At 72.0% G+C, this 15577-nt stretch carries 10 protein-coding genes; 6 read left to right on the plus strand and 4 right to left on the minus strand.

Annotated elements, in window-relative coordinates:
* Positions 1 to 165: 165 nt before the first annotated feature.
* Positions 166 to 1884: a phospholipid carrier-dependent glycosyltransferase gene (locus JK363_RS11910; RefSeq protein ID WP_201874605.1), complete on the plus strand. Its 1719-nt coding sequence runs from the start codon at positions 166 to 168 to the stop codon at positions 1882 to 1884.
* Positions 1885 to 1924: 40 nt separating this feature from the next.
* Here the strand turns inward: JK363_RS11910 and JK363_RS11915 are convergent, their stop codons facing one another.
* From JK363_RS11915 to JK363_RS11925, 3 genes are all read right to left on the minus strand, one after another.
* Positions 1925 to 3955, minus strand: coding sequence for a glycoside hydrolase (locus JK363_RS11915; RefSeq protein WP_201874607.1), 2031 nt, complete (start codon positions 3953 to 3955; stop codon positions 1925 to 1927).
* Positions 3956 to 4041: 86 nt separating this feature from the next.
* Positions 4042 to 5475, minus strand: a complete 1434-nt coding sequence (locus JK363_RS11920) for a HAMP domain-containing sensor histidine kinase (protein ID WP_236075701.1) — start codon at positions 5473 to 5475, stop codon at positions 4042 to 4044.
* On the minus strand, positions 5472 to 6218 hold the full coding sequence (locus tag JK363_RS11925; protein ID WP_236075702.1) for a response regulator transcription factor: 747 nt from the start codon (positions 6216 to 6218) through the stop codon (positions 5472 to 5474). The genes JK363_RS11920 and JK363_RS11925 overlap by 4 nt, the downstream gene beginning before the upstream one ends.
* A 74-nt stretch (positions 6219 to 6292) precedes the next feature.
* Between JK363_RS11925 and JK363_RS11930 the strand changes: the two genes are divergently transcribed.
* Both JK363_RS11930 and JK363_RS11935 read left to right on the plus strand, forming a co-directional pair.
* Positions 6293 to 6937, plus strand: coding sequence for a GNAT family N-acetyltransferase (locus JK363_RS11930; protein WP_215910843.1), 645 nt, complete (start codon positions 6293 to 6295; stop codon positions 6935 to 6937).
* A gap of 121 nt (positions 6938 to 7058) precedes the next feature.
* Entirely contained in the window at positions 7059 to 10184 is a 3126-nt protein-coding gene (locus JK363_RS11935) for an endo-alpha-N-acetylgalactosaminidase family protein (protein ID WP_215910844.1), read from the plus strand.
* 18 nt (positions 10185 to 10202) lie between these two features.
* Here JK363_RS11935 and JK363_RS11940 read toward each other — a convergent pair whose 3' ends face one another.
* The gene (locus JK363_RS11940; protein ID WP_201874609.1) at positions 10203 to 11990 is read right to left on the minus strand and encodes a beta-galactosidase; all 1788 of its coding nucleotides are present in this window, start codon (positions 11988 to 11990) and stop codon (positions 10203 to 10205) included.
* 208 nt (positions 11991 to 12198) lie between these two features.
* Between JK363_RS11940 and JK363_RS11945 the strand changes: the two genes are divergently transcribed.
* From JK363_RS11945 to JK363_RS11955, 3 genes are all read left to right on the plus strand, one after another.
* Positions 12199 to 13101 (plus strand): helix-turn-helix domain-containing protein, encoded by a 903-nt coding sequence (locus JK363_RS11945; RefSeq protein ID WP_201874611.1) that lies wholly within the window; start codon positions 12199 to 12201, stop codon positions 13099 to 13101.
* A gap of 162 nt (positions 13102 to 13263) precedes the next feature.
* Positions 13264 to 14367 (plus strand): hypothetical protein, encoded by a 1104-nt coding sequence (locus tag JK363_RS11950; RefSeq protein WP_236075703.1) that lies wholly within the window; start codon positions 13264 to 13266, stop codon positions 14365 to 14367.
* Positions 14364 to 15524, plus strand: coding sequence for a S8 family peptidase (locus JK363_RS11955; RefSeq protein WP_236075704.1), 1161 nt, complete (start codon positions 14364 to 14366; stop codon positions 15522 to 15524). Before JK363_RS11950 ends, JK363_RS11955 begins: the two co-directional genes overlap by 4 nt.
* Positions 15525 to 15577: the final 53 nt, after the last annotated feature.

Consider the following 15577-nt stretch of genomic DNA (forward strand, 5'->3'; position numbering starts at 1 on the left):
AAGCGCTTGCGGCATTGAACCAACCATGGCGCCCACTGTCACTAGCCGATGCCGATGGCCGGTCCTGGGTGATCAGCACCGTCACTGCTCCGAAGTGCGCAACTCCTGATCAGTTTCTGATGGCGGGCCATGGACCGGCGGGAGGACGGGTTAGCGTCTGTCGCTATGCAATGGGCTGGTGTCATCGACGGTGCGACCCGGGCCGTCACCGGAGCGCGACCGGACCGGCCCCGGACGCGGGCCGCGTTCCGGACGCTGAGACGGCACCGCCGCCCGCTGTTCGCGCTCGCCGTGGTGGCGCTGCTGGTCCAGATGGCGGTGGCGATGGTCACCACGGCGGTGGAGCAGACCCCGACCATCGACGAGCCGGTGTACGTGGGCGCCGGAGTGGTCAACGTGCAGGAGCACAGCCTGCGGTACAACCCTGAACATCCACCCCTGGGCAAGCTGATCATCGGGGCCGGGACACTGTTCACCGATGTCCGGCCGGACCCCGGTTTCTCCGGTGACCAGACGGCGCTGGGGCGGCATCTGCTGTACGAGTCGGGCAACGACCCCTGGCGGCTGATGCTCTGCGCCCGGCTGCCGGTGATCGTGCTGACGCTGCTGTTCGGTCTTGTGGTGCTGGCGTTCACCCGCGATCTCACGGGCCGCGCGGGTGCGTTGACCGCGCTCGCCCTGTACACGTTCTCACCCGATGTCATCGCCCACGGCTCACTGGCCACGCTCGACGTCCCCACGGCCGGATCTCTGCTGACGTCGGTGTGGCTGCTGTGGCGGGCCAGGCGGCGCCCGCGCCTCCACCTTCCCCTGGCCGGGGCGGCGCTCGGCGCCGCGGTGGCCACCAAGATGAGCGCGCTGGCCGCGGTGCCCGTTCTGCTGCCCCTGGCGGTGCTGTCGGTCTGGTGCGCCCGCCGGGCGCGGAACTCCGAACCCCTCGATGCCCGCGGGGTGGTGCGGCTGCTGGTGCGCGGTCTCGTGGCGGCGGCCGGGGTGGCGCTCGTGGCGCTGGCCGTGGTGTGGGCGAGCTATCTCGCCGTCGATCCGCGGCTGCGCTGGACCACTCCGCCCCAGGTGCCGGACCTCCGGGGCCTGCGGGAACTCGCCGTCGAGTGGATGCCGTTCCCCGAGCCCTACCGGGACGGGATGCGCATCCAGTTCGGCTTCGAGTACCAGCGCTACCACGGCTTTCTCTTCGGACGCCACTACGTCGGCTCGCTCTGGTACTACCTGCCCGTGGCGCTGCTGGTGAAGACACCGCTGGGCATGCTGGCCCTGTGGGCGGCCGGTGCCGTGACACTGGTGGCGGTCCGCCGCTTCCGCCCCGCGGCGCCGTACGTCCTCGTGCCGTCGGCCGTGCTGCTGCTCGCGGCCATGGACGGGGCCCGTGACTTCGGGGTCCGCTACGTGGTCTTCCTGCCGATGTTCCTGGCGGTCGCGGCCGGTTGTGTGACGGCCGTGCGCCCGCGCCGGAGTCACGCGGTGACGGCGGCGCTCGCGGTGTGGGTCGCGGTCAGCTCACTGCGGACGTACCCCTGCTATCTGCCGTACGCCAACGAGGCGTTCGGCGGACCGGCGCGCACCCACCGCTATCTCCATGACTCCAACGTCGACTGGGGCCAGGACCTGGGACGGCTGGCCGACCGGCTCCGGACCCGCTATCCGCGGGAGAAGGTCTGGCTGGTCTACAAGGGCGCCGGGGTGCCGTCCGCGTACGGCATCGAGGCGTCCGACCCGCGCAGGGTGGACCCGGACCGGGTCCACGGTCTGCTCGCGGTGTCGGACTCCTCGGCCGCCCTGGCCCGCGGACGGCTGGCCGACCTCCTCGATGGCAGCACACCGGTCGATGATGTCGGCCACTCCATCACCCTCTACCGCCGGTGACCGGGCGGGTGTGCGCGTTCTCAGGACGTCGGGGACGTTCTCAGGACCCGCCTGCCACCGTGGCCGGGCACAGCCGCCGTGGCGCGTTGTCGTCGCGGAGTTTGGCGTCCACACACCCACCGGGCAGGCCCTTGTGCGGTGCGCTGCCGAAGTTGGCGGTGACGGTGAGGGTCCCGCCCCCGAAGACGGTCCGCTGGACGGTGCGATCGGCGGTCAGCGCGCGGAAGTCGGTCAGCGGCTCGGTACCCGCCGCCTTGTGCAGCGGCGCGAAGTACTTCTGGAGGGCCGCGAGTTCGCCGCCGTTCTTCTCCAGCGAGTCACCGGTGAGCACGAAGTTGAGCGGGGTGTTGTAGAGCATGGCGAGCAGCGCGCGGTCGGTCTTCTGCCGCGGCAGCTTGGAGTACGACAGCTCCCAGCGCTCGGTGTTCACCAGGGAGTCATGGAGGGCGGTTTCGTACAGCGGCACCCGGTAGACCGGGTCGTACATCGCCTTCGCCACATCGGCCGGCAGCTCCGCGGGCTTGAAGAAGATGCGCGGGGCGTCTGCGGGCGCGTACCCGCCCCATGTCTCCTTGTCCCGCTGTGCCGTCCACAGACCGCCCGCCACCGGGGTGCCCGAGCCGTGGTCGAAGGCCAGCTCCTTGTTGGCCCAGGCCCCGGCGGACTCCGAGCCCAGCACGAGGCCGCGGTCGGACAGCCGCTTCATCCGGGCCAGCCGGTTGGCGCGGTCCTTCGCCTTGGTCATGGGGTGGGCGGTGCTGTGGTCGCGGAACAGCTCACCGGCCGCGTCCACGTCGAGGAAGTAGCTGTCGGCGCCCGCCTTGGTCATCTCGCGGGTGCGGTCGGCGAGGTAGTGGTGGCGCGGCTCGGCCTTCTCGAACGCCTCGGAGCTGAGGTAGCAGCCGCGATCGTGGAAGCCGGGGACGGGCTTGCCGTCGGCGTCCTTGACACAGAAGTCCGGGTACACCCTGCCCGGCCAGGTGGAGGTCGGCGCGTCGGAGGTGGCCGGGTCCTGGCCGTTGGCGAACGAGTCGTACGGGCCGACGAGATAGCCCGCCTTCTTCGCGGCCGCGGTGGCGGCGGCGTCCATGGGGCGGTCGTCGGCGTCGTAGCCGAGCCACATACGGTCCACGCCGAGGCCGCGCAACGTGCCCATGAAGTCGGCCTTGCGGGCGTCGCCCCACAGATAGGCGTGGAAGGCGCCGAGCAGTTTCCCGGTGGCCGGTGTCTCCCGGATCTTCTCCCGCAGGCTCTTCACCTGCCCGTGCTCACCGAGCCAGGCGCGGTAGTCGCGGGCAGCGGCCACGGGGGAGCCGTCGGTGAGCGAGAAGGCCACGGTGTACCGCGTGGTGCCGTCGGCGCGCGAGAAGCGGTGGGTGGCGGCGGTGCGCAGCTTGCCCCCGTGGGAGGTGACCCGCAGCGCGGTGCCGATGTCGCTGGGTACGAGATAGCTCACCCCCTGCCGGTCGCCGAGCGCATAGCCCCACAGCGGCATCGACAGACCCGACTCCATGGCGATGTCGGTGCCGACCAGATCGGCCCGGGAGGAGTTCCAGAAACGGTCGGCCACCGGCAGCGACAGCCCTTCCCCACGCGGCAGCTGTACGGCCGAGGCGCGCCGGTCGGTGCCGGTGACCGGCCACGACAGGGTGCGGGCGGGCTTGTTGGCGGCCTTGCCGGTGGCCGTGACCGACAGCACCAGACGGCCGTTGTCACCGGCGCGGGCGGTGACGTCCAGCCCGGTGTCCGGATAGCTCCAGCGGGCGGCGCCCGGCGAGGTGGTCACGGAGCCGGGCTTCCCGGGAGCGGTGGCGGCGGGCGCGGACAGCTCCACGGTGCCCTGGCCGGTACGGGCCGTGACCCGCAGCGAGGTGGTGTCCACGGTGGCGGTGCCGCCCCGCACCGGGACTTCCACACGATGGCCACCGACCACGACCGGGCGTGGCGCGTCCTGCTGTCCGGAGTGGGTGGTGGAGGCGAGGGTGGTCGTGGCAAAGGCGAGACAGGACACCGCGCCCGCCAGCGCCACCGCGGCGGTCACCCGCGACCGGGTGAAGTGTGTGCGTTTCATAGGACGTTGATAACGAGCCGATATAAGAGGGCTTCTAAGAACGGCTCCGGAGCACCGCCGGAACCGGCTCCGGGAAGGGCCGGTTCTCAACGTTCCGGGTCCGCACGGCCGGACCTGGCGCGCGGGATACGCAGCCGGAAGAGCGCACCGCCGCCGTCGGCCGCCTCCGCGGTGAGCGCGGCGCCATGTGCCCGGGCGATCTGCCGGGCCATGGCGAGCCCCAGCCCCGAACCGGGCAGGGCACGTGCCTGCCGGGAGCGGTAGAAGCGGTCGAAGACATACGGCAGGTCCTCAGCGGCGATACCGGGGCCGTGGTCGCGGACGGTGAGCTCGATGGCGTGTTCGCCCGAGGTGAGCCGGACCTCCACCTCGGCGCCGCGCGGGCTGAACTTGGCCGCGTTGTCCAGCAGATTGGTCAGCAGCCGGGCCAGCCGCGCGGGCACCCCGTCCACGGTGACCTCGGCAAGCTCCGTGGTGAAGGCGGTGTGTGCCCAGTGCGAGCGCGCCTCCTCGACACAGCGCGCGGCCAGCAGATCCAGCCGCACCGGCTCCACCAGCGGCTGCGGCTCCTCGTCCCGTGCCAGCTCGATCAGATCGTTGACCAGGCCGGTCACCTCGCGCAGCCGGCCGCCGAGCGCCGACGCGGCCCGGTCCCGCTGGGCGGGGGAGAGCCGGTCGGCACGGGCCAGCAGCTCGGCGTTGGTACGCAGTGCGGTCAGCGGGGTGCGCAGCTCATGGGAGGCATCGGCCACCAGACGGCGCTGGGCGGCCACCGACTCCTCGAGCTCACCGAGCATGGTGTTGAAGCTCCCGGCCAGCCGGGTGATCTCGTCCCCGCGCCGCAGCTCCTCCGGCGGCAGCTCGATGCGATGGGCCGGGTCGCGGGTGGCGGCGATCCGTTCGGCGGTGGCGGTGAGCCGGGTGACGGGCGCCAGCGCCCGGCGGGAGGCCAGATAGCCGAGCCCGGCGGCGAGCAGCGCCCCCGCCGCGCCGATGGCGGCGAGCAGCCGCGCGGCCTGGCGTTCGCCCTGCTCCACGGTGTCGGAGCGCAGGGCGAGCTGAAGTGCGCGATGACCGCGCAGCGGGGTGGTCAGCGTCCGCATCCGGTGCCCGCGCACGGTGACGTCGCTGTGGTACGCGCCGCGGGAGCCCGCGGCCACCTGGCGGGTGGCGTCGGTGACCGGGACCACCAGGTCCTTGCCGAGCGGGTGTCCCGGGGTGCCGGTCTTCTGGGTGACGACCTGCGCGCAGGCGGGCGCGGCGAGCCAGCGGCATTCCCCGTACAGCGTCCCGGTGCCCTCGTCGCGCCGGTCCTGGGCCAGCAGGGTGGCCTGCTGGGTGAGCTGGAGGTCGAGCTGACGCACCAGCTCGTAGCGGATGACCACGTACGCGGCCGCGCACACCCCGACCGTGACCAGCGCCACCGCGACCGAGGTGATCAGCGCCATCCGGGCGCGCAGCGGCAGACGCCCCGTCAGCCGGCCCGTCGGACGGCCTCCGGTCCGGTGGGCGGCGCTCATCGCTCGGCCAGTGCGTAGCCGGTGCCGTGCACCGTGTGGACCAGCCGCGGGGCGCCGTCCGCCTCCAGTTTGCGGCGCAGATAACCGATGTACACCGCCAGCGAGTTGGAGTCCGAGGCGAACTCGGTGCCCCACACCAGCTCCTGGATCAGCTCCCGCGGCAGCACCTGGCCCGGATGGCGGAGGAACACCTCCAGCAGCCCGAACTCGGTACGGGTGAACTCCATCCGCCGTCCGCCGCGCACTCCGGTGCGGCTCTCCGGATCGACGGTCAGATCGGCGAAGGACAGCGCCCCGGACACGTTTTCGTCGAGCGGCCCGGCGGGTGCGGCACGGCGCAGCAGCGCCCGCAGCCGGGCCAGCAACTCGTCCAGCGCGAACGGCTTGACCAGATAGTCGTCGGCCCCCGCGTCCAGGCCCGCCACCCGCTCGCTGATCTCGTCCCGGGCGGTGAGCACCAGGACGGGCGTACGGTCGCCGAGCCCGCGCAGTCTCCGGCACACCGCCAGCCCGTCCATCACCGGCATGCCCAGGTCCAGCACGATGGCGTCCGGCGGCTCGGCGGCGACCGCGCTGAGCGCCGCCAGACCGTCCCCGGCCACCCGTACCTCGTACCCCTCCACGGCCAGCCCGTCCACGAGGGCGGCGCGGACCTCCGGATCGTCGTCCACCACCAGCACGGCCGCCGTCCGGGGGTCGGTGGGCTTTCCCCGGCCGGACGGGGAGGACGCGGCAGCGGACATCACGGGGCCTTTCGGATGGGCACAGGTCAGTCCCTACCCTGGCAGAACGCGCTCTTAGAACCCTCTTAACCGCCATGGGCGACAATCGTCGGGTGCAGATCCTGTCCTTCCCCGAGGCCGAGACTCCGCCCCCGCTCCGCGCCCAGGTGTGGGAGCTCCAGCAGGAGGCGTGGCCCCCGGTGGAACCCGGTGCCGAGGGTGAACCCCGGCCCGTCCACGATCCCGCCCTGCGACCGCTGACGATGCTGCTCGTGGACAGCGGGGACGGCACCTACGACGGCGAACAGGGCGGTGGCGTGGGGGGCGGCACGGTGCTGGCCGCCCTGGACATCCTCACCAAGACGATCACCCACGTGGGCCGTTCCTACCGGGCCGGGGGCCTCAGCACCGTGGTGACCCGGCGGGCGGTACGCGGCCGGGGATACGGCGCGCGCCTCGTCGCCGCCGCCCACCAGGCCATGGCCGCCTCCGGTCTTGACCTGGGCGTCTTCACCTGCGACCGGGAGCTGCAAGATTTCTACACGGGCGCGGGATGGCAGCCGCTGCCCGGTACGGTGCTCATCGGAGGCACACCCGAGGCTCCTTTCCCCAGCGACCGGCCCTCCTTCGACAAGGTCACCATGGCGGACTTCTTCTCCGCCGCGGCCCGGTGCCACCGCGCCGACTTCGTGTCCGCCCGGATCGAGCTGTACCCCGGCGAGATCGACCGCCTGTGGTGACCGGCGCGGGAGACACGGCCCGTTAGTCCAACACTCCCGCGCACTTGTCCATGGGCGCCCGGCCCGCCGCGGTTCCAGGGTGGAGCACTGTTCCCACCAGCGAGGCGGAGGAGCCGGCGCGTTGACTCACACAGAGGAGAGGCGGCCTGAGGAGGGGCGTCCCGGCCGCAGAGCGGTCGTGGTCACCACCACACTGGCCGGAATCGGAACGGCCATCGGCGCGGGCGGCGGCACCGCACACGCCCGTGACACCGCACACGCCCGCGCCACCGAGCGCACACTGCGGACGAAGCGGCTGGAGGTCCGGGTGGACCCCGACTTCCCGCGCATCATCGCGTACACCGACCGCGAGAGCGGCGCGGTGCTGTACGGACAGCGGGAGCCGGTGCGTTCGCTGCTCATCGACGGCACCGAACACACTCCCCGCACCACCGCCGTCACCAGCGGCCCGGACCACATCACCTACACCCTCGCCTTCGGCGCGGACACCGCCCCGGACGCCGAGATCGACATCCGGATCCGGGTCAGCGGATGGCAGGCCGAGTGGCGGGTCACCCGGATCGCGGACACCAAGGCACTGCGCGTGGGCACCCTGCGCATCCCCGGTCTGGCGTTCCTCAGCGTCCGCGCCGACCAGCCGGGGGCCACCCTGCTGGCCGCCCGGATCGAACTCGACAAGGCCAAGAGCGGTGACACCGTCGTCCGCCCGGCGGCCGACACCCCCACCGACAGCGAACCGATCGGCTGCGCCTACGCGGTCGTTCATACCGACCGGCTCGCCGCCGCCGTCGAGACCAACACGGTCTGGGACAAGCCCTCTTCCGCCGCGGGCACCACCTGGGAGAACGGACGGCTGCGGCGGCAGACCGTGCGGGAGGACGGCCAGATCACCGTCCGCCTCACCTGCGGTGAGTGGACCCACCGGGCCGCCACCGCCACCGTCGGCGCCACCGAGCCGCTGCCCTGGGCCACCGTGGTCCTCACCCGGGACCGCAACGGTGACGGTGTGGTCGACTGGCAGGACGCCGCCATCGCCTTCCGCGACATCATGGTCAATCCGCGCGGCGCCGATGAGCAGCATCTGCGGGTCGTCCCGCATATCCCGTTCAACTTCGCGAGCCAGGCCACCAACCCCTTCCTCGACACCCTCGACAATGTCAAGCGCATCGCGCTGGCCACCGACGGGCTGGGGCAGTACACCCTGCTCAAGGGCTATCAGTCGGAAGGCCATGACTCCGCCCACCCCGACTACGCGGGCAACTACAACACCCGCGCCGGCGGCCTGGCCGACCTCAACACCCTGCTGCGTGCCGGACGCCGCTGGAACAGCGACTTCGCGGTGCACGTCAACGCCACCGAGTCCTATCCGGTGGCCAACGCCTTCTCCGAAACGCTCGTCGACAAAAACGACAAGCAGTGGGACTGGCTCGACCAGTCCTACCGCATCGACGCCCGGCGCGACCTGGTCTCCGGTGACATCATCCGGCGCTTCCAGGACCTGCGGAACGACACCGACCCGGCCCTCAGCGCCCTCTACATCGATGTCTTCCGCGAGTCCGGCTGGAACTCCGACCGGCTCCAGCGCGCCCTGCGCGACCAGGGCTGGCACCTCACCACCGAATGGGGCCACGGCTTGGAGCGTTCCTCGCTGTGGTCGCACTGGGCCACCGAGACCGACTACGGCCCGGACAGCTCGCGCGGTATCAACTCCCGGCTCATCCGCTTCATCCGCAACCACCAGAAGGACGTCTTCGCCGACAAGTGGCCCACCCTGCTCGGCATCCCCCGGATGGGCAACTTCGAGGGCTGGACCGGCAAGACCGACTGGACCGCCTTCTACAAGCTCATCTGGACCCACAGCCTCCCGGCCAAATACCTCCAGGCGTACCCCATCCGCACCTGGGGCGACCATGAGATCACCTTCGAGGGGCCCGGCCGTACCTCGGTCACCGACACCGGGGGCGTCCGCCGCATCACCACCGACGGACGGTTGGTCTACGACGGTGGCGGCTATCTGCTGCCCTGGGAACCGCGCGAGGCCACCGACCCGGCCAAGCTCTACCACTACAACCCGGCGGGCGGTACCACCCGTTGGCGGCTGCCCCGCGGCTGGTCGGGGCAGCGCTCCGTGGTGCTCCACCGACTGACCGACCAGGGGCGTGCCGAGCCCGTCACCCTGCCGGTGCGCGACGGCGGCGTCAGCATCACCGCCGACGCCGGTGCCCCCTATGTGGTGCTGCGCTCCCGCGCCCGTGCCCAGGCGGCACCCGGCTGGGGCGAGGGCACCCCGCTGTACGACCCCGGATTCCACTCCGGCTCACTGCGCGGCTGGCAGACCACCGGTCCGGCGACCGTCGAACGCAGTGAACTGGGCGATTACGAACTGGTCATCGGCGAGGGCGCGGCCGCCACCGTCGGCCAGCGGCTCGACCGGCTCGCCCCCGGCGGCTATGTGGCCTCCGTACAGGTGGAAGTGGGAGCGAAGGCCGGTGAACGACGGCGGGCAGCGCTGCGGGTGCACACCGCCGACGGTGTCACCGCGGAGAACTGGACCGAGACCTCCACGGCCGCCAACCACATGGCCGCCGACCGCAAGCACGGCACCCGTTTCCAGCGGATGTTCACCTTCTTCACCGTCCCCGACGGCGGCGGACCGGTCACCCTCACCCTGGCGGCGGCCGAGGGCCGGGCCAGGGTCCGCTTCGACCGGCTGCGGGTGGTACGCGCTCAGCGCACCGAGAAGCCCGGCACCCTGGTGTACGAGGACTTCGAGCGGGTGCCGCAGGGCTGGGGCCCGTTCGTCAAGGGCGACGCGGGCGGTGTCACCGACCCCCGCACCCATATCGCCCAGCGGCACGCCCCGTACACCCAGGCCGGATGGAACGGCAAGGTGATCGACGATGTGCTCGAGGGCGGCCAGTCGCTGAAGTCACGTGGTGAGAACGCCGGGCTGGTCTACCGCACGGTGCCGCACACCGCCCGCTTCCGCCCCGGACGGCGCTACCGGGTGAGCCTGACCTACGCCAACGAGGCGGCCGGTCAGTACGCGTGGATCACCGCCGTGGACGAGCCCTCTGCGCGGGAGCTGGAACGTACCCCGCTGCCCGCCGCCACCGGGCGGGCCACCCACACCTACACCGTCACCGCGCCCGCGGACGGTGAGATGTGGGTCGGGCTGCGGAAGACCGGTGACAGCGGAACCGCGGAGTTCACCCTGGACTCCTTCACCGTGGAGGAGCTGGACTGAGAAGGGTGAGCGGGGGCGTCAGCGCAGGAACACTGCCCGCTCACCCGCGCCCTCCAGCTCCAGCACCAGCACCGTGTTCTCCCCGGCCCGCAGCAGCGGGCCGGGGACGTACAGCGTCCGCTGCGGGCCCACCGACCAGTAGCGGCCCAGACAGTGGCCGTTGACGAGGACAAAACCACGGGTCCAGCCGGGCAGTTCGAGGGTTGCGTCCCCCACGGCGGACACCGTGAACAACCCCCGGTACAGCCCTTCACCCGGACCTTCCGGGCCCTCCTCCGCCAGGTCCCGGAACGGCACCCGGGCCACCGCGTCCCTGTCCTCCACCGCGCTGAGCCGCAGTGGCCGCGCCCGTACCCCGTGCAGATACTGGCGCTCGTGGAGCACCCCGCCGGTGATGCCCTTCGGCTCGGCCAGCCGCGGCCCGTAACCGACCCGGCCCAGCGACTCCACCCACAGCTCCACCGCGGCCGGACCGGTCACCCCCTCGACCACCGCGTCCGTCTCGTCCAGCACCGCGCGGCGCTCCCCGTCCACCGAGCACACCGCGCGGTCCCGCAGCCCGGTCACCCGCAGCGGATACGAGCCGCGCGGGCCCGGTACGTCGAGGCGGTAGCGGACCACACCCCGGTCCACATCCAGTTCCTCGAAGGTCGGTGGCATCGGCGCCACCACTTCCTCATCGCCCAGCGCCCCCAGCACATCGCTCAGCGGCGCCCACTGCGTCAAGGCGATCCGCACCGGCTCCGCGAGGACGGGAGGCGACGGCGGCACATCCGGCAGCGGCCGGTCCGCGTACTCCGCCAGCACCTCGCGGAACCGCCAGAACTTCTCCGTGGTCCGCCCCCGTTCGTCCACCGGGGCGTCGTAGTCGTACGAGGTCACCACCGGCCGCAGCGCGCCGAGGTGGTCCTCACCGGCGCGGTTCGCGCCCGCCCAGCCGCAGGTGTTCGTTCCGCCGTGCGCCATGTAGATGTTGACCGACGCACCGCACTCCAGGATCTCGCGCAGCGCCGCCGCGGCGTCCGCCGCGTCCCGGACCGGGCTTTCCGCACCCCAGTGGCCGAACCAGCCGCACCAGAACTCCATGCACATCAGCGGCCCCGAGGGCCGGTGGCGACGCAGCGCGGCGAAGGCGTCCCGCGCCCCGGATCCGAAATTGACGGTGGCCAGGACGCCCGGCAGGGAACCACCGGTGAGCATATGGTCCTCCGGTCCATCGGAGGTGAACAGCGGTACGCTGACGCCCAGTTGCCGCAGGCGCCGGGCCAGCCGCCGCAGATATCCCCGGTCCGAACCGTAGGAGCCGTACTCGTTCTCCACCTGCACCATGAGCACCGGACCACCGTTCCCGGACCCGGATCCCGGCGTCGCCGGGGCCGTGATCTGGCGTGGCACCACCTCGGCCATCAGCCGCTCGAACCACCCCTCCACCGCCGCCAGATACTCCGCGTCCGCGGTCCGTACCCGGCGGCCCACCGGTCCGGTCAGCCAGTGCGGCAGTCCGCCGTTCTCCCACTCCGCGCAGATGTACGGCCCGGGGCGCACGATCGCCCACAGCCCGGCCTCTCGCACCGCGTCCAGGAACCGCCCGAGCGCTTCCACATCCTCGAACCGGCCCGGCGAGGGTTCGTGCAGATTCCACGGCACATAGGTCTCCACACAGTTCAGCCCCATCGCGCGCAGCATCGCGAGCCGGTGTCCCCAGTGGCCCTCGGCCACCCGGAAGTAGTGCAACGCCCCCGACAGCAGCCGGACCGGCCGCCCGTCCAGCTCGAAATGCTCAGCCCCGACCACGAACTCCGGCACAGTCCGGCCCCGCCTCTCGTGCGTCCGCTCTCGTCCATCCGCTCCGACCGGGTCACCCTTTCCCCCTGGCGGGCGGGCGGTCCATGGACAAAGATCGGCGATTGATTGGACGCAGCTGAGACGCGGCTGTGAAGCAGCTGACGGGAGGCGGTGGCGGCACCGGCGCCACCGCGCCCTGGACAACACCACCGGCCGGACAGGAGCGCGGATGTATCACACCTGGATGCGGTACTTCACGCCCAGCCCGGCCCATCACCGGCTCGGCCTGGTGTGCCTGGGCGTCGGTCTCCAGCACGGCGCCCTGCCCGTCGTCGGCCCGCGCGTCCTCGGCCACCATGTGGCGGTGGTCATCAGCGCGGGCGGCGGATGGTTCCGCGGTGCGGACGGCCGCCGCCGTACTGTCACCGCGCCCGCACTGCTCTGGCTCACGCCCGGTGTCACCCACCACTACGCCCCGGACCCGGACACCGGATGGGACGAGGCGTTCGTCGACTTCACCGGACCGGCCACCGCCGCCTACACCGACCTGGGCTATATCGACCCGGACGAGCCGGTGGTCGCGCTCACCGACACCGCCACCGCCCGTACGGCCATCGGCCGGATCGTCCGCGCCGCCCGCCAGGGCAACCCGTTCCTGGAGGTCGAGACCGCCGCCGCCGTCCATGAACTCCTCGTCGCCCTGCGCCGCGTGCGCGCCGACACCGGTGCCGATGGACATCCGGTGCTCCAGGCGCTGGCCCGGGACGCCTTCCAGCCGCTGTCGGTGGCCGAGCACGCCGCCCGGCACGGCATGACACCGGCCGAACTGCGCACCGCGGTACGGCGCGGCGCGGGGTGCAGCCCCAAGGACTACCTGCTCGGGATCCGGCTGGGCCGTGCCAAGGAGCTCCTCGTCGGCACCGAACTGCCGGTGGCCGCCGTCGCCCGCCGTGTCGGCTACGACGACCCCGCCTACTTCAGCAGGCTGTTCGCCCGCCGGGTGGGCACGGCACCGGTCCGCTTCCGTGAGCAGCAGGGCCGTTCGGTGCCCGGCGGCTTCACCGATCGGATCCCGGACCCGGACCGCCCGCCGACGATTCCGCCCTCCGCGCCGGTGGACGGCGGCGGATGACGCGACGTCGGGTCGCGGAGTGGCGGAAGGGGGCCCGGTGACACGTTGTCCGAGGTGATCGATAGTGTCGTGCCTCGCACGTGCGGGGGCGTGTGCTGGAGGAGTGCTGTCTTCCTGCTGTTCTGCGCCCGCTCAGGGACGCCGACACCGAGGAGGGGAGCCATGTCGTACCCAGGGCCGCCCGAGTATCCGGGCAACGCCGGGGCCTACGGCCAACAGCCGCAGGGGCCCTGGCAGCAGGGCCAGCTACCAGGCCAGGGCCAGGGCGGGGCCGCGCCACCACCGATGCCATCGCCCATGCCACCGCCGCCACCACCGTCCCAGGCGCCGCCGGGCCGGCAGGGCGCACCCCAGCAGCCGGGCCCGATATCCCATCAGCCGGGCCACCCGGGCCACCCGGGCCACCCCGGCCACCCCGGCTACCCCGGTCAGCCGCCCGCCGGGCCGTGGGCGTCGCCGGGTATGCCGCCCGGCGGTATGCCCGTTCCGCCCCAGACCCCGGCCGCGCAGAAGAACGCGGGGCGCACCTGTCTCACCGTCGGCCTCGGCGTCGTCGGTGTGCTGGCGCTGCTCGGCGGTGGTGGGCTGACCGCCCACGCCTTCTCCAACCACAGCCAGACCATCCCCAACCGCTCCGCGTACGGCCCCGCGATGTGGCGGAACGAACCGGCGGACACGCTGTTCCCGGAGACCCTCTCCGTCCGCGAGAACGCCCAGTCCCAGTCCACCGACCGTACCCGGGCCATGTGGCACCGGATCGGTATCTCCGAAAAGAGCGGCTGCGACGAGGGGTTGGCGGGCGCCACCGCGGCCGAGGCGAAGAAGCTGGGCTGCAAGGCCGTGCTGCGTGCCACCTATGTCGATCCGACCGGTAACACCGTGGCCACCGCCGGCCTGATCGTCTTTCCCAAGGGCGATGCCGCCAAGACGGAGATGAGCACGTTCTTCGACGCCGAGAAGGACAAGCGCAACCCACTGCCGGGAGTGAAGGCGTACGCGGTGCCGGGCACCGCCGGCGCCCGGTGGAGCGATCAGCACAGCAACGGCTCGGCCGGGAGGTCGGTCACCGAACTCAGCATTCCCTGCGCCGTCGTGGCTTCCGCCGGTGCGGTCGACGGCCGCAAGGCGGGTCCGCTGCCCGGTCAGTGGGGCGGTTCCAGCCTTGACGCGAAGCAGGACCGCGCTCCGTGGCGGGGCGCCGCCGACAGCCTGGCGGGCGCACTCGACCAGCACCTCGGTGCTCTGCTGTTGGAGGAGACGTCATGAGTGTCCGGCGCAACGCCACGGCGTTGACCGCGGCCGCGCTCGGCGCGCTGCCGGCCGTGCTGCCCGCCACGTCCGCGTCCGCCGCCCCCGTCCCCACTCCGGCCGGCTGGGAGTCCCAGGCGCTCGGCCTGCCCGCGGCACAGCGGATCGCCCAGGGCGAGGGCATCAAGGTCGCCGTGCTGGACAGCGGGGTGATGACGAACCATCCGGCGCTCCGCGGCAAGGTGACCACGGGTCCCGACTTCTACCGCGACGGGCTTCAGCCCGGCAATCCGCGCTGGGGACGGCACGGTACGGCAATGGCCTCGGATGTGCTCAAGGTGGCCCCGAAGGCCGACATCCTGTCGGTCCGGGTGATCGACGACAAGCATGAACACGACGTCGACGAGGGTCCGTCCGGTCCCAGTCCGGTCGGTCAGGGCATCGACTACGCGGTCGACCATGGCGCCGATGTGATCTCGATGTCGCTCGGCGGTGAGATGTGGGGCGACCGTTACGACGACACCGAGGTCAACGCCCTGGCGCGAGCCGCGCAGAAGGGCATTCCGGTGATCGCGTCCGCGGGCAACGAGGGGGATATGTTCAACGAAGCCTCTTTCCCCGCCGGTTATCCGGGAGTGGTCGCCGTCGCCGCGACCCAGAAGGGCGGCACCCGCGCCGCATTCTCCACGGTGCGGACCTACAACGCGGTGGCCGCGCCGGGTGTGGGCATCGTGAGCGCGAAGCACACCGGCGGCTGGGCATCGGTCGACGGCACCTCGCCCGCCGCGGCGCTGACCTCCGGTGTGGTGGCGCTGATGCTCTCCCACAACAACAAGCTGACACCGGCGCAGGTGCGCGCGGTGCTGACCAAGACGGCCACCCATCCGTCCGGCGGGCGCAACGCCCTGGTCGGATACGGCCCGATCAACGCCGCCGCGGCGGTGCGGTCCTCGGCGAAGCCGCCGCACGGGCAAGAAATTCCTCGCGGAACCGGACGGCACCCCCAAAACGGAGCATCCGCCGATGGAGACCGAAGTGCTCACCGTCGGTCTCGGTGCCGCGGGGGCGGGGTTGTTGATGATTGCCGCGGCGGTGCTGATCCGCCGTGCGGGCCGCCGTCGCGCGGCCGCTCTGACGTAGTCGTCGGAAAAGCGGAAACACCCCGGTCGCCTTGACGACCGGGGTGTTTCTCTGCGTATATTGGGGATTTGCATGCCCTTATGAATTC

The sequence above is a fragment of the Streptomyces coffeae genome (assembly GCF_016741875.1).
Lineage (GTDB): Bacteria > Actinomycetota > Actinomycetes > Streptomycetales > Streptomycetaceae > Streptomyces > Streptomyces coffeae.

What these genes read in the sequence shown, in the direction of transcription:
- JK363_RS11915 (WP_201874607.1), bottom strand. Translation starts at nt 3,955, where the DNA reads ATGAAACGCACACACTTCACCCGGTCGCGGGTGACCGCCGCGGTGGCG.
- JK363_RS11920 (WP_236075701.1), bottom strand. Translation starts at nt 5,475, where the DNA reads ATGAGCGCCGCCCACCGGACCGGAGGCCGTCCGACGGGCCGGCTGACG.
- JK363_RS11930 (WP_215910843.1), top strand. Translation starts at nt 6,293, where the DNA reads ATGGGCGACAATCGTCGGGTGCAGATCCTGTCCTTCCCCGAGGCCGAG.
- JK363_RS11955 (WP_236075704.1), top strand. Translation starts at nt 14,364, where the DNA reads ATGAGTGTCCGGCGCAACGCCACGGCGTTGACCGCGGCCGCGCTCGGC.
- JK363_RS11910 (WP_201874605.1), top strand. Translation starts at nt 166, where the DNA reads ATGCAATGGGCTGGTGTCATCGACGGTGCGACCCGGGCCGTCACCGGA.
- JK363_RS11945 (WP_201874611.1), top strand. Translation starts at nt 12,199, where the DNA reads ATGTATCACACCTGGATGCGGTACTTCACGCCCAGCCCGGCCCATCAC.
- JK363_RS11950 (WP_236075703.1), top strand. Translation starts at nt 13,264, where the DNA reads ATGTCGTACCCAGGGCCGCCCGAGTATCCGGGCAACGCCGGGGCCTAC.
- JK363_RS11925 (WP_236075702.1), bottom strand. Translation starts at nt 6,218, where the DNA reads ATGTCCGCTGCCGCGTCCTCCCCGTCCGGCCGGGGAAAGCCCACCGAC.